Origin of the sequence: Roseateles sp. NT4, assembly GCF_051857475.1 — a bacterium.
Lineage (GTDB): Bacteria > Pseudomonadota > Gammaproteobacteria > Burkholderiales > Burkholderiaceae_C > Pelomonas.
This window is the reverse complement of sequence record NZ_JBPZGZ010000003.1, coordinates 735,352-747,448: the sequence shown is the minus strand read 5'-3', so window position 1 is coordinate 747,448 and position 12,097 is coordinate 735,352. Positions and strand designations below refer to the sequence as shown.

Genomic DNA, 12,097 nt, shown 5'->3' with positions numbered 1-12,097 from the left:
CGCCATCACTTCAACGAACGCAGGCGTTCCTTGCCCGCTTGCGCGGCCTCGGTGCTCGGGTAAGCCTTGATGAGGTCTTCGAGGCTGCGGCGCGCGGCCTTGTTGTCCTTCAGCTCGATCTGGCAGTTGGCCAGGGCGAGCAGGGCTTCACCGGCGCGCGGATGGTCGGCATTGCCGGCGATGAAGGCCCTGAAGGTCGCGATGGCGTCCTTGTAGTCGCGCTTGCCGTACTGGGCGTTGCCGAGCCAGAAGCGCACCGAGTCGGTGTAGCCGCTGGCGGGGTAACGCTTCAGGAAGGCATTCAGCGCGGCCACGGCCTCGGCGAAGTCGCCGCGGCGCACGAGGCCGATGGCGGCTTCGTACTGATTGCGCTCATCCGGACCGACCTGGAACTCACGGCCATCCAGGCTGACCTTCTGCGGCTCCAGCGGCTTGAAGCGGGCTTCGACAGACTGCGACTGGTCGCTCAGCTTGCGCTGCGTGTCGGACAGGTCGCGGGCGAGCTGCTCGTTGGCGCCGCGCAGCTTGGCGATCTCGGCGCGCAGGGCGTCGATCTGGCTGTTCAGGTCCAGCATGCTGCGACGCAGCGGCTGGAGCTGATCCTGGACCAGCGCGTTGAGCTGCTCGGCACGCTGCTTGGCGGCGTCCTCGTTGGCCTTGACCTGGGCACGCAGATCGAGGATGGCCTTGCGGGCTTCGTCATCCTCGAACAAGCCGGCGCGGGCCGGCTGCATGAAGGCCGCGCCCATGGCGAGCGCCATGAGCGTCAGTCGCAGCACTCGCTTCACTGTCACTTGTCCTTCAGCTCGACGCGGCGGTTCTTGGCCCAGGCTTCTTCGCCACCGCCTTGAACGGCCGGGCGCTCCTTGCCGAAGCTGACGGCTTCGACCTGGTTGGCACCGGCGCCCAGCAGCGTCAGCGACTTGGCGACGGCTTCGGCACGACGCTGGCCCAGGGCCAGGTTGTACTCGCGGCCACCGCGCTCGTCGGTGTTGCCTTCAAGCATCAGGGCCGCTTGCGAACGGGCCTTCAGGCGGCGGGCGTGCAGGTCGACCAGGGGACGGTACTCTTCCTTGACGACGTCGCTGTCGAAGTCGAAGTAGATGGTGCGCTTGCCGCTGCCGTTGGCTTCCTGGCTCAGCTGGGTGAACAGGTCGACGGTCGGCACGGTGGTCTGGGCCGGCTCAGCCGGCTTCTGCGCCTGCGGGGGCTGGGCCGGTTGGCGGTTCTCGACCGGCACGTCCTTGGGCTCGTCCAGCTTGACGGGGGAGCTGCAGCCAACCAGCGCGGCGGCGGCAATCAGGGTGAGTGCGTACAGGGTCGGTTTCATTCGAAGAGTCTCCACAACGGACGGGGGGCGGGGGATGGGGGGCACAGCACCATCGGCGGCGCGGGCGCTGCATTGTCCAACATGGCAGGTGCTGTCAAGTTACTGACGGGTAAAGGGTCCCCAGGTGGGTTCACGCACTTCCACCAGGGTCACGAGCAAGGGGGTCTTGATCTTGCCGTCCAGCGTCGTCGTCATCAGCACCTCCTTGCCGCCGGCGCGGCTGGCGTAGACGATGAGCTTGCCGTTGGGCGCGAAGGCCGGACTCTCGTCGTCGTTGGCCTCGCTGATCTGCTGGGACTGGCCGGTGCCCAGGTCCATCACCGACAGGCGGAAGGCGCCGCTGGTCCGCGTGATGTAGGCCATGGTGCGGCCATCGGGGCTGATGGCGGGGCTGATGTTGTAGTTGCCGCTGAAGGTCACGCGCTCGGCGCTGCCACCGCTGGCCGCCATGCGGTAGATCTGCGGGCCGCCGCCGCGGTCGCTGACGAAATAGATCTTGCTGCCGTCGGGCGCATAGCAGGCCTCGGTGTCGATGGCCCCGCTTTGCGTCAGGCGGCGCAGGCCCGAGCCGTCACGGTTGATGACAAAAAGCTGGGTACCGCCTTCGCGCGACAGGCTGAGCACCAGCTGCTGGCCATCGGGCGACCAGGCCGGCGCGCTGTTGGTGCCCTTGAAGTCGGCCAGCACGCGGCGGCCACCGGTCAGCACGTCCTGGATGCGCACGGTGGCTTTGCGGCTCTCGAAGCTCACATAGGCCAGCTCGCGGCCATTGGGCGCCCAGGCCGGCGAGATGATGGGCTCGGGACTGGTCAGCGCCACCTTGGCGCCCTCGCCGTCCGCGTCGGCAACGACAAGGCTGTAGCGCGGGCCGGCCTTGGTCACATAGGCCATGCGCGTCGCGAACACGCCCTTGTCGCCGATGAGCTTTTCGTAGATGGTGTCGGCGATGCGGTGGGCCGCGAGGCGTGCATCGTCGGGATGCACGGCCTGGGCCTGGCCGACGAGCTCGGTGCCCTTGGCCACATCCCAGAGCTTGAAGCGGATGTCCAGCCGGCCATCGGCGAGGCGGTTGACCGACCCGGCGACCAGGGCATCGGCCTGACGCGCCTTCCAGTCGGCCCAGGCGGGGACGCTCGTCTCGCTCAGGCCGGGCGGCGCGTCGACGCTGCGGAACAGCCCGCTGCGCTCCAGGTCGGCCCGCACGATGGCCGCGATGGGCTGGGTCGAGACCTTGCCATCGTCGCGGAAGTCGACGATGGCCATGGGGTAGCGCGAACCGCCATAGCCGGCGATGTCGATGCGGACCTGGGCGAGCGTGGGGCCAGCGCCCAGAGCGGCGAGGGCCGCAAGGCTGCGGCGGCGGGAGACGTTTGCAGGAGATGCGAGCATGGCGCGCGATTTTGCCGCAGCTGCGCAAGTTGTAACGTCGGACAAGGCCGCATCCCCGTCACACGGTTTTTACAACGCGGGAAAGCGCCGGGCCGCTCCCAAGCTGGCCCGCGGGCGATGTGCACGGGGCTCTATGCCACGTGCATCGCCGTCCCCGCGGGGGCTGAAGCCGGACCCATGGCGCCCAGTGGGCGGCATGTGCCTGCTGAAGAGCTGCGGCGTCTGCCACAGCGCGGTCTGCAAGACCGATTGGACTCGCCTGCGTTCAGCGCGGCGAGGCCAGGCGAGGGGCTCACAACAAGACGATGTCGTAATGCTCGGTCTGGTTGGTCGGCTCGGCCGTCAGCGAGATGGGCTTGCCGATGAAGTCGGACAGGCCGGCCAGATGGGCGCTCTCTTCGTCCAGCATCATCTCGACGACATTGGCGGCCGCCACGACGCGGAACTCGCGCGGCGAGAACTGGCGCGCCTCGCGCAGGATCTCGCGCAGGATGTCGTAGCAGACCGAGCGCGCCGTCTTCACCTGGCCGCGGCCCTCGCAGGTCGGGCAGGGCTCGCAGAGCATGCGGGCCAGCGACTCGCGCGTGCGCTTCCTCGTCATCTCCACCAGGCCGAGCTGGGTGAAGCCACCCACCGTGACCTTGGTGCGGTCGCGCCCCAGCTGCTTGCGGAACTCGGCCAGCACGGCCGTCTTGTGCTCCTCGCGCGTCATGTCGATGAAGTCGACGATGATGATGCCGCCGAGATTCCTCAGGCGCAGCTGGCGGGCGATCGCGCCGGCCGCCTCGAGGTTGGTCTTGAAGATGGTGTCGTCGAAGTTCTTGGCGCCGACGAAGCCGCCGGTGTTGACGTCGATGGTCGTCATCGCCTCGGTCTGGTCGAAGACCAGCGACCCGCCCGACTTCAATTCCACCTTGCGCGCCAGCGCGCGTGCGATCTCGGCGTCGACATTGCACAAGTCGAAGATGGGCCGCTCGCCGCGGTAATGCTCCAGCTTGGCCGTGGCGGCCGGCATGAAGGTCTCGCCGAAGCCGCGCAGCACGTCGTACTGCATCTTGGAGTCGATGCGGATGGAGCCGGTGCGCTCGCTGGTCAGGTCGCGCAGCACGCGCTCGACCAGGCTCAGGTCCTGGTGCAGCAGGCTGGCCGGCGGCGTCGTCAGCGCACCTGCGCGGATCTGCTGCCAGGTCTTGCGCAGATAGGCGATGTCGGCGGCCAGCTCCTCATCGGAGGCGTCTTCCGCATTCGTGCGCAGGATGAAGCCACCACCACCGCCCTGCTCCTTGGTGCCCACCAGGGCCACCATGCGCGCGCGCAAGGCCTCACGCGTCTCCGGCGAACCGATCTTCTGGCTGATGCCGATGTGCTCGTCCTGCGGCAGATAGACCAGCATGCGCCCGGCAACGCTGATCTGGCTGGAAAGACGCGCGCCCTTGGTGCCGATCGGGTCCTTGATGACCTGCACCGTCAGCGGCTGGCCTTCGAAGACGAGGCGCTCGATGGGCGTGGGCGGCGCGTCGGCGTTCTGGTGTCGGCCATGGCCGAACTGCGAGGCGCTGTGCAGGTCGGCCACGTGCAGGAATGCTGCCCGCTCCAGGCCGATGTCGATGAAAGCCGACTGCATGCCCGGAAGCACGCGCACGACCTTGCCGAGATAGACGTTGCCGACCAGGCCCCGCTCCAACGTGCGCTCGATGTGCAGCTCCTGCACCGCGCCGTTCTCGACCACGGCCACTCGCGTCTCCTGCGGTGACCAGTTGATCAGGATGTCTTCCATCTCTCATCCTTGAATGCTGATGCTTGCCGCCGGCCGGAGCGGCATGCATCAAAACTCAAGCGTCAAAACTCAAAGCCAAATTTGTCCAACAGCTGGGCCGTCTCATAGAGGGGCAACCCCATGATGCCTGAGTAGCTGCCGGCAATCTTCACGATCCAGGCCGCTGCCTGACTTTGAATCGCATAGGCGCCGGCCTTGCCGAAGGGTTCCCGGCTGGCGACGTAGCGCTCGATCTGGGCGGCCGACAGCGGCGCGAACTCGACCTGCGAGACGTTCAACGTCGCCGCGCGGCGGCTCGCGTCCGCCACGGCCACGGCCGTGATGACCCTGTGCGTGCGGCCCGACATCAGGCCCAGCATGCGGGCCGCGTCGGCATCGCTCTCGGGCTTGCCGAGGATGAGGTTGTCCACGGCCACCGTCGTGTCGGCGCACAGGATGGGTGCCGGCGGCAGGCCGCGTGCGGCCAGACGCGCCAGCGCCGCATCGAGCTTGGCAGCCGTGACGCGGGCGCAATAGGTCTCGGGCAGCTCGTCCGCCTGCACGGCTTCCAACGCCTCGGCATCCTCGTCGGCGCCCGGCAGCAGCAACTCATGCCGGATGCCGATCTGCTCCAGCAGCTGGCGGCGGCGCGGGCTTTGCGAGGCGAGGTAGACCAAGTTATTCACGGTGATACGGGTGACCGGTGGTGACCGTCCAGGCGCGGTACAAGCCCTCCGCCAGCAGCACGCGGGCAAAGGCATGGGGCAGGGTCAGGTCGGACAGGCGCAGCGTCTCGTCGGCCGTCGCCTTGAGGTCGGGGTGCAGGCCATCCGGCCCACCAATGACCAGCGCCGCGTCACGGCCCTCACCCATCCACAGCTTGAGGCGTTCGGCCAGTTGCACCGAGGTGCGACGCTCGCCGCGCTCGTCCAGGATGATGCGGCGCACGCCTTTCGGCAAGGCGGCCTCGATGCGCGCCGCCTCGGCCGCCATCAGCTGCTCGGCCGTCTTGCTGCCGCGCGTCTCGGCCTTGACGGCCTTCAGCTCGAGCTTGAGCTCGGGCGGAAAGCGCTTGGCGAAGTCTTCATAGGCCGTGTCGGCCCAGGCCGGCTGGCGCTGGCCCACGGCGACGAGAAAAAGGCGCATCAGCCCTTCTTGGCAGCCGTCTTCTTGGCCGGGGCTTTCTTGGCGACGACCTTGGCGGCCGCCGTCTTGGCGGGTGCGGCCTTCTTCACGCCGACCGTGGTCTTGACCGGCGTCTTCTTGGCCGCGGGCTTTTTGGCGGCAGGCTTGGCAGCGCCGACCTTGACGGTCTTGGCCGCCGGCGTCTGGGCGCCCACGACACGGCTCGGCGCCTTCTTGGCGGCGGGCTTCTTGGCGGCAGGCGCCGCCTTCTTGGCCGCCGGGGCCTTCTTCGCAGGTGCTGCAGCCTTCTTCGCAGGTGCGGCCTTCTTGGCCGGCGCCGGTTCTTCCGAAGCCTTCACGAGCTTGACCTCGCCGCTGCCGACCTTGATCTTGACCGGCTTGTCGCCCCAGATTTCCTCGAGGTGGTAGTAGTCGCGGATGGCGGGCTGCATCACGTGCACGACGGCGGCGCCGCAGTCCACGATGATCCATTCACCGTTGTCCTCGCCCTCGGTACGCATGACCTGCATGCCGCGGCCCTTGACCGTTTCACGCACGCTGGACGCGAGGGCCTTGGTCTGCCGGTTGCTCGTGCCCGAGGCGATGATGACGCGCTCGAACAGCGGCGACAGATGCTCGGTGTTGAACACGACGATGTTCTGGGCCTTCACGTCTTCGAGGCCATCGACGATGGCGCGTTGCAGCTTGCGGATGTCCATTCAGTGCTTCTTCTCGTAGAGGCGGTGCGAGGCAATATAGCTCGCCACCTCGGCGCCCACCATGGGGCTGATGTCCTCGCCACGCGCGACGGCGTCGCGTACGGCGGTGGACGAAAGGGGTAAATCGGGCAGGGCCAGCACCTGCAGGCGATGGGCCGGCAGGCCCGGCGGCGTGACGACGGCCTCGCCGGCACGCGGCACGACGACCAGGGTCGCCAGCGCGGTGACCGTCTCCACCTGGTACCAGCTCGGCAGGCGCCCGTACTGGTCCTGGCCGATCAGGAACATCAACTCGGCGCCCGGGTTCTGGCCGGCGAATTCTCGCAGGGTATCGGCCGTGAAGCTGGGACCGCGGCGATGCAGCTCGCGATCGTCCAGCACAAAGCGTGGCTCGCCGGCGATGAGGCGGCGGATCATGCTCGAGCGGTGCACGGCGGCAGCCATGACCTGGTCGGGCTTCTGCCATTGCCGGCCCGCGGGCAGCCAGACGAGTTGGTCCGGCGCCAGCGCGTCCAGCGCGAAGCGGGCGAAGGCCAGGTGACCGAGATGGGGCGGGTCGAAACTCCCGCCGAAGATGGCGAGCTTTACAGCCATAGTGCGGTCGGCGTCTCTTCGGCCCAGTCCCGGGGGCGCAGGAAGTCGCTGTACAGCCGCGCCTCGGGCGTGCCCGCCTCGGGCGTCCAGTCGTAGCGCCACTTCACCTGCGGCGGCATGGACATCAGGATGGACTCGGTGCGGCCGCCCGACTGCAGGCCGAACAGCGTGCCGCGATCCCACACCAGGTTGAACTCGACATAGCGGCCGCGCCGGTAGGCCTGGAAGTCGCGCTCGCGCTCGCCATAGGCATAGCCCTGGCGGCGCTCGAGGATGGGCAGATAAGCCTGCAGGAAGGCGTCGCCCACCGAGCGCATCAACGCAAAGCCGGCGTCGAAGCCCCCATCGGCGAAGTCGTCGAAGAAGATGCCGCCGATGCCGCGCGGCTCCTGGCGGTGCTTCAGGAAGAAGTAGTCGTCGCACCAGGCCTTGAACTTCGGATGCAGCTCCGCACCATGCGGCGCCAGCGCGTCGCGACAGGTGCGGTGGAAATGCTGGGCGTCGCGTTCGTAGCCGTAATAAGGCGTCAGGTCCATGCCGCCGCCAAACCAGGTCACGGCCGGCGCATCCGGCGGCAGAGCGATGAAGGCGCGCACATTCATGTGCACCGTCGGCACAAAGGGGTTGTGCGGGTGCAGCACGAGGGACACGCCCAGGGCCTCGAAAGGCGCGCCGGCCAGTTCGGGTCGGTGCTGGGTGGCCGAAGGCGGCAGCACGCGCCCCTTCACATGCGAGAAGTTGACGCCGCCGCGCTCGAACACCGAGCCGCCCTCGATGAGGCGTGACAGGCCGTCGCCTTCCAGCCGGCCGCCCGGCTCGCGCGTCCAGCCGTCGCTCATGAAGGCATTGCCGTCGGCCGCCTCCAGCGCGCTGACGATGCGCTGCTGCAGACCCAGCAGATAGTCGCGGACGACTTGCGTGTTCATGAGCGCGGACGGATGGGGCTGGCCAGCTCGGGGCGCTTGCCCACGCGGTGGCCGAAGTAGTCGGCAAAGGCTGCGAAATCGGTGTCAACGTTACCCGTCAACTGAACGAAGCGGGTCAGGGATACCGTGCGGGTCTGGAAGTCAAAGTAACAAAGGCCGACCGGCACCCCGGCCTGCACGGCCACCTGGTAGGCGCCGGTGCGCCAGCCGGTGGACAGCGACCGCGTGCCCTCGGGCGCCACGGCGAGCCAGAAGCGCTCGCCGCGCACGGCGGCCTCGCGCATCTGCCTGGCCGTGTCGTCGACGATGCCATGCCGGCTGCTGCGGTCCACCGCCACGCCCCCGATCCAACGCACCCAGCGGCCCAGCAGCGGCACCTTGAACAGGCTGTCCTTGCCCCAGAAGCGCAACTGCAGGCCCAGGGCCCATTTGGCGAGGATGCCGATGACGAAGTCCCAGTTGGACGTGTGCGGATAGACCAGGATGACGCCCTGCTCCGCCGGCAGCCCGGGTGACTCCACCGTCCAGCCGAACAGCCGCAGCACGGCGCGCGCCGTGCGGCTCTGGTGGCCGTGAGGATGCAGCGGCCCGGACAGGACGGCGGGAGCCTGGCTCAACGCTTGATGGCCCGGTGGCCGATGTCGGAGCGGTACTGGCGTCCGGCGAACTGGATGCCGGAGGCCGTGTCATAGGCGCGCTGGGCCGCCGTGCGCACGGATTCGCCCAGGGCCGTCACGCAGAGCACGCGGCCGCCGCTGGTGACGAGCGTCCCGTCGACCACCGCCGTGCCGGCGTGAAAGACCATGGCCTCGTCCTCGTCGGCCGGCAGGCCGCTGATGGCGTCGCCCTTGCGCGGGTTGAGCGGATAGCCCTCGGCCGCCAGCACGACGCCGAGCGCCACGCGGCGGTCCCATTGCAGTTCGACCTGGTCCAGAGTCCCATCGGTGGCATGCATCATCAGCTCGAAGAGGTCGCTCTTCATGCGCATCATGATGGGCTGGGTCTCGGGGTCGCCCATGCGGGTGTTGAACTCGACGGTGCGCGGCTGGCCGTGGTCATCGATCATCAGGCCGGCATACAGGAAGCCGGTGAAGGGATGGCCGTCCTTGGCCATGCCGGCGATGGTCGGCTGGATGATCTCGTGCATGACCTTGGCATGCACATTGGGCGTGACGACCGGCGCGGGCGAATAGGCACCCATGCCGCCCGTGTTGGGGCCGGCATCGCCGTCCAGCAGGCGCTTGTGGTCCTGGCTGGTGGCCAGGGACACCACCTGCCTGCCGTCGCAGACGACGATGAAGCTGGCCTCCTCGCCGGCCAGGAAATCCTCGATGACGACGCGCGCGCCACCGGCGTTGTGGGTCACGCCGAGCTTGTTGTCTTCCAGGATCCACGAGATCGCCTCGTGGGCCTCCGCCAGTGTCATGGCGACGACGACGCCCTTGCCCGCCGCCAGGCCGTCGGCCTTGATGACGATGGGGGCGCCGCGGCCGTCCACATAGGCGTGGGCGGCCGCCGGGTCGGAGAAGGTCTCGTAGGCGGCCGTCGGGATGCCGTGGCGCTTCATGAAGTCCTTGGCGAAGGCCTTGGAGCTCTCGAGCTGGGCGGCCGCCTTGGTGGGGCCGAAGATGCGCAGTCCGCGCGCGCGGAATTCGTCGACGACACCGGCGGCCAGCGAAGCCTCGGGGCCGACGACGGTCAGCGTGATCTTCTGTTCGACGGCGAAGTCGGCCAGGGCCTTCACATCGGTCATGCCGATGGGCACGGTCTCCAGCCGCTCATCGCGCGCCGTGCCGCCGTTGCCGGGGGCCACATAGACCTGGCTGACGCGCTCGCCCTGGGCCAGTTTCCAGGCCAGCGCATGCTCGCGGCCACCATTGCCAATGACAAGGACTCGCATCAGTTCAGCTCGGCGTTGTGATAGACGGCTTGCGTATCGTCCAGGTCTTCGATGACATCCAGCAGCTTCTGCATGCGCTCGGCGTCTTCGCCGCTCAGCTCGATGGTGTTTTCGGCGCGCATGGTCACTTCGGACAGTTCGGGCGTGAGGCCCGCGGCCTCCAGGGCGGCCTTGACGGCTTCGTAGTCGGCGGGGGCGGTCAGCACCTCGATGGCGCCGTCGTCACCGGTGACGACGTCTTCGGCACCGGCGTCCAGGGCCACTTCCATGACCTTGTCTTCCGACGTGCCGGGCGCGAACAGCAGCTGGCCGCAATGCTTGAACTGGAAGGCCACCGAGCCGTCCGTGCCCATGTTGCCGCCGTATTTGCTGAAGGCGTGGCGCACTTCGGCCACGGTGCGGACACGGTTGTCCGTCATCGTGTCGATCATGATGGCCGCGCCGCCGATGCCATAGCCTTCGTAGCGGATTTCCTCGTAGGTCAGGCCATCGATATTGCCGCTGGCCTTGTCGATGTTGTACTTGATGCGGTCGGCCGGCATGTTGGCGGCCTTGGCCTTGTCGACGGCCAGACGCAGGCGCGGGTTGTCCTTGATGTCCGGGCCACCCTGGCGGGCGGCGACCGAGATTTCACGAATGATGCGCGTCCAGATCTTGCCGCGCTTCTCGTCCTGGCGGCCTTTGCGGTGTTGGATATTGGCCCATTTGGAATGTCCGGCCATAAGGTTTGGCTCCCGGCGGCTGACAAGGCAGCGGCCTGATTTATCGTTGGCAGAAGCGAGATTTTAGAGGAGCGCCCCAGGCATCATGACGACCGACCCCATCCTGCTGGCCCGGAACCCGGCCACCGAGTGCCTGCTGCTGCCCGCGCTGGCCAACCGCCACGGCCTCATCACCGGTGCCACCGGCACCGGCAAGACCATCAGCCTGCAGAAGCTGGCGGAGAGCTTTTCCAGGCTCGGCGTGCCCGTTTTCATGGCCGACGTGAAGGGCGACCTGACCGGCATCAGCCAGTCCGGCAATCCCAGCGAGAAGCTGCTCGGCGTGCTGAAGGACCGCGGCCTGGAAGCGCCGGAGAAGATCGCTTGCCCGACCACGCTGTGGGACGTTTTCGGTGAGCAGGGCCACCCGGTGCGCGCCACCGTGTCCGACATGGGTCCGCTGCTGCTGGCCCGCATGCTGGCCCTGAACGAGACCCAGGCCGGCGTGCTGCAGATGGTGTTCAAGATCGCCGACGACAACGGCCTGCTGCTGCTGGACCTGAAGGACCTGCGCGCCATGCTGCAGCACGTGGGCGACAACGCGAGTCAGTTCACCACCCAGTACGGCAATGTCTCGGCCGCCAGCGTCGGCGCCATCCAGCGCGGCCTGCTTCAGATCGAGGCCCAGGGCGGCGACAAGTTCTTCGGCGAGCCCATGCTGAACATCGCCGACTTCATGCAGACCGAGTCCGGTCTCGGCGTCATCAATGTGCTGGCCGCCGACAAGCTGATGAACTCGCCGCGGCTGTACGCGACCTTCCTGCTGTGGATGCTGAGCGAGCTGTTCGAGACCCTGCCCGAGGTTGGCGACCTGGACAAGCCCAAGCTGGTGTTCTTCTTCGACGAGGCCCACCTGCTGTTCAAGGATGCGCCGGACGCGCTGGTCGAGCGCATCGAGCTGGTCGTGCGCCTGGTGCGCTCCAAGGGCGTGGGCGTCTATTTCGTGACCCAGAACCCGCTGGACATCCCCGACGCCGTGCTGGGCCAGCTCGGCAACCGCGTGCAGCATGCGCTGCGCGCCTTCACGCCGCGCGACCAGAAGGCCGTCAAGAGCGCCGCCGACACCATGCGCGCCAAGCCCGGGCTGGACATCGCCACCGCCATCACCGAGCTGGCCGTCGGCGAGGCCCTGGTCAGCCTGCTGGACGACCACGGCCGGCCCAGCATCACGGAGCGCGTCTTCGTGCTGCCGCCGGGCAGCCAGATCGGCCCGATCACGCCGGCGCAGCGCCAGCAGCTGGTCGCCAACTCGCTGGTTGCCGGCGTCTACGAAAAGCAGCTCGACCGCGAATCGGCCTACGAGAAGCTCAACGGCAAGACCGCGGCAGCACCGGCCGGTGGCGGTGTCGCGGCCACTCCGCTGCCCCAGGGCGGCACGGCCGCCGCGCCGGCGCCTGCCCAGGCCGGCGGCGGCATGATGGACAGCTTGAAGGACGTGCTCTTCGGCACCACCGGCCCGCGCGGCGCCCACCATGCCGGCCTGGCCGAGACGGCGGCCAAGTCGGCCGTGCGCAGCATCGGCTCGGCCGTCGGCCGCGAGATCATCCGCGGCGTGCTGGGCAGCATCCTGGGCGGAAGCGGCAGTCGCCGGCGCTGA

The 12,097-nt window shown here is 68.2% G+C and carries 13 protein-coding genes; 1 reads left to right on the top strand and 12 read right to left on the bottom strand.

Annotated elements, in window-relative coordinates; translation table 11 throughout:
- Nucleotides 1-5: 5 nt before the first annotated feature.
- From ybgF to ACS5PN_RS22370, 12 genes are all read right to left on the bottom strand, one after another.
- Nucleotides 6-788, bottom strand: coding sequence for a tol-pal system protein YbgF (gene ybgF, locus ACS5PN_RS22425; protein ID WP_439466226.1), 783 nt, complete (start codon nt 786-788; stop codon nt 6-8).
- Nucleotides 789-790: 2 nt separating this feature from the next.
- A complete protein-coding gene (gene pal, locus ACS5PN_RS22420) occupies nt 791-1,330 on the bottom strand; it encodes a peptidoglycan-associated lipoprotein Pal (protein ID WP_439466225.1) in 540 nt (179 codons plus the stop codon).
- A gap of 99 nt (nt 1,331-1,429) precedes the next feature.
- Entirely contained in the window at nt 1,430-2,719 is a 1,290-nt protein-coding gene (tolB, locus tag ACS5PN_RS22415) for a Tol-Pal system beta propeller repeat protein TolB (protein WP_439466224.1), read from the bottom strand.
- 292 nt (nt 2,720-3,011) lie between these two features.
- The gene (gene rng / locus ACS5PN_RS22410) at nt 3,012-4,496 is read right to left on the bottom strand and encodes a ribonuclease G (RefSeq protein WP_439466223.1); all 1,485 of its coding nucleotides are present in this window, start codon (nt 4,494-4,496) and stop codon (nt 3,012-3,014) included.
- A gap of 62 nt (nt 4,497-4,558) precedes the next feature.
- A complete protein-coding gene (locus ACS5PN_RS22405) occupies nt 4,559-5,161 on the bottom strand; it encodes a Maf family protein (RefSeq protein WP_439466222.1) in 603 nt (200 codons plus the stop codon).
- Entirely contained in the window at nt 5,154-5,621 is a 468-nt protein-coding gene (gene rlmH / locus ACS5PN_RS22400; protein WP_439466221.1) for a 23S rRNA (pseudouridine(1915)-N(3))-methyltransferase RlmH, read from the bottom strand. The genes ACS5PN_RS22405 and rlmH overlap by 8 nt, the downstream gene beginning before the upstream one ends.
- Nucleotides 5,621-6,319: a ribosome silencing factor gene (gene rsfS / locus ACS5PN_RS22395; RefSeq protein ID WP_439466220.1), complete on the bottom strand. Its 699-nt coding sequence runs from the start codon at nt 6,317-6,319 to the stop codon at nt 5,621-5,623. The genes rlmH and rsfS overlap by 1 nt, the downstream gene beginning before the upstream one ends.
- Nucleotides 6,320-6,913: a nicotinate-nucleotide adenylyltransferase gene (gene nadD, locus ACS5PN_RS22390; protein WP_439466219.1), complete on the bottom strand. Its 594-nt coding sequence runs from the start codon at nt 6,911-6,913 to the stop codon at nt 6,320-6,322.
- Nucleotides 6,904-7,839 carry an oxygen-dependent coproporphyrinogen oxidase gene (gene hemF, locus ACS5PN_RS22385; protein ID WP_439466218.1) on the bottom strand — a complete coding sequence of 312 codons (936 nt, stop codon included), beginning with the start codon at nt 7,837-7,839 and terminating at the stop codon, nt 6,904-6,906. The genes nadD and hemF overlap by 10 nt, the downstream gene beginning before the upstream one ends.
- On the bottom strand, nt 7,836-8,456 hold the full coding sequence (locus tag ACS5PN_RS22380; RefSeq protein ID WP_439466217.1) for a 1-acyl-sn-glycerol-3-phosphate acyltransferase: 621 nt from the start codon (nt 8,454-8,456) through the stop codon (nt 7,836-7,838). The genes hemF and ACS5PN_RS22380 overlap by 4 nt, the downstream gene beginning before the upstream one ends.
- Complete coding sequence (gene purD, locus ACS5PN_RS22375) at nt 8,453-9,739, bottom strand: phosphoribosylamine--glycine ligase (protein WP_439466216.1); 1,287 nt, start codon at nt 9,737-9,739, stop codon at nt 8,453-8,455. Before purD ends, ACS5PN_RS22380 begins: the two co-directional genes overlap by 4 nt.
- A complete protein-coding gene (locus ACS5PN_RS22370) occupies nt 9,739-10,461 on the bottom strand; it encodes a YebC/PmpR family DNA-binding transcriptional regulator (protein WP_439466215.1) in 723 nt (240 codons plus the stop codon). Before ACS5PN_RS22370 ends, purD begins: the two co-directional genes overlap by 1 nt.
- Before the next feature lie 85 nt (nt 10,462-10,546).
- Here ACS5PN_RS22370 and ACS5PN_RS22365 point away from each other — a divergent pair, with 85 nt between their 5' ends.
- Nucleotides 10,547-12,097, top strand: coding sequence for a helicase HerA-like domain-containing protein (locus ACS5PN_RS22365; protein WP_439466214.1), 1,551 nt, complete (start codon nt 10,547-10,549; stop codon nt 12,095-12,097).

What these genes read in the sequence shown, in the direction of transcription:
- nadD (WP_439466219.1), bottom strand. Translation starts at nt 6,913, where the DNA reads ATGGCTGTAAAGCTCGCCATCTTCGGCGGGAGTTTCGACCCGCCCCAT.
- ACS5PN_RS22370 (WP_439466215.1), bottom strand. Translation starts at nt 10,461, where the DNA reads ATGGCCGGACATTCCAAATGGGCCAATATCCAACACCGCAAAGGCCGC.
- rlmH (WP_439466221.1), bottom strand. Translation starts at nt 5,621, where the DNA reads ATGCGCCTTTTTCTCGTCGCCGTGGGCCAGCGCCAGCCGGCCTGGGCC.
- purD (WP_439466216.1), bottom strand. Translation starts at nt 9,739, where the DNA reads ATGCGAGTCCTTGTCATTGGCAATGGTGGCCGCGAGCATGCGCTGGCC.
- tolB (WP_439466224.1), bottom strand. Translation starts at nt 2,719, where the DNA reads ATGCTCGCATCTCCTGCAAACGTCTCCCGCCGCCGCAGCCTTGCGGCC.
- pal (WP_439466225.1), bottom strand. Translation starts at nt 1,330, where the DNA reads ATGAAACCGACCCTGTACGCACTCACCCTGATTGCCGCCGCCGCGCTG.
- hemF (WP_439466218.1), bottom strand. Translation starts at nt 7,839, where the DNA reads ATGAACACGCAAGTCGTCCGCGACTATCTGCTGGGTCTGCAGCAGCGC.
- ACS5PN_RS22365 (WP_439466214.1), top strand. Translation starts at nt 10,547, where the DNA reads ATGACGACCGACCCCATCCTGCTGGCCCGGAACCCGGCCACCGAGTGC.
- rsfS (WP_439466220.1), bottom strand. Translation starts at nt 6,319, where the DNA reads ATGGACATCCGCAAGCTGCAACGCGCCATCGTCGATGGCCTCGAAGAC.
- rng (WP_439466223.1), bottom strand. Translation starts at nt 4,496, where the DNA reads ATGGAAGACATCCTGATCAACTGGTCACCGCAGGAGACGCGAGTGGCC.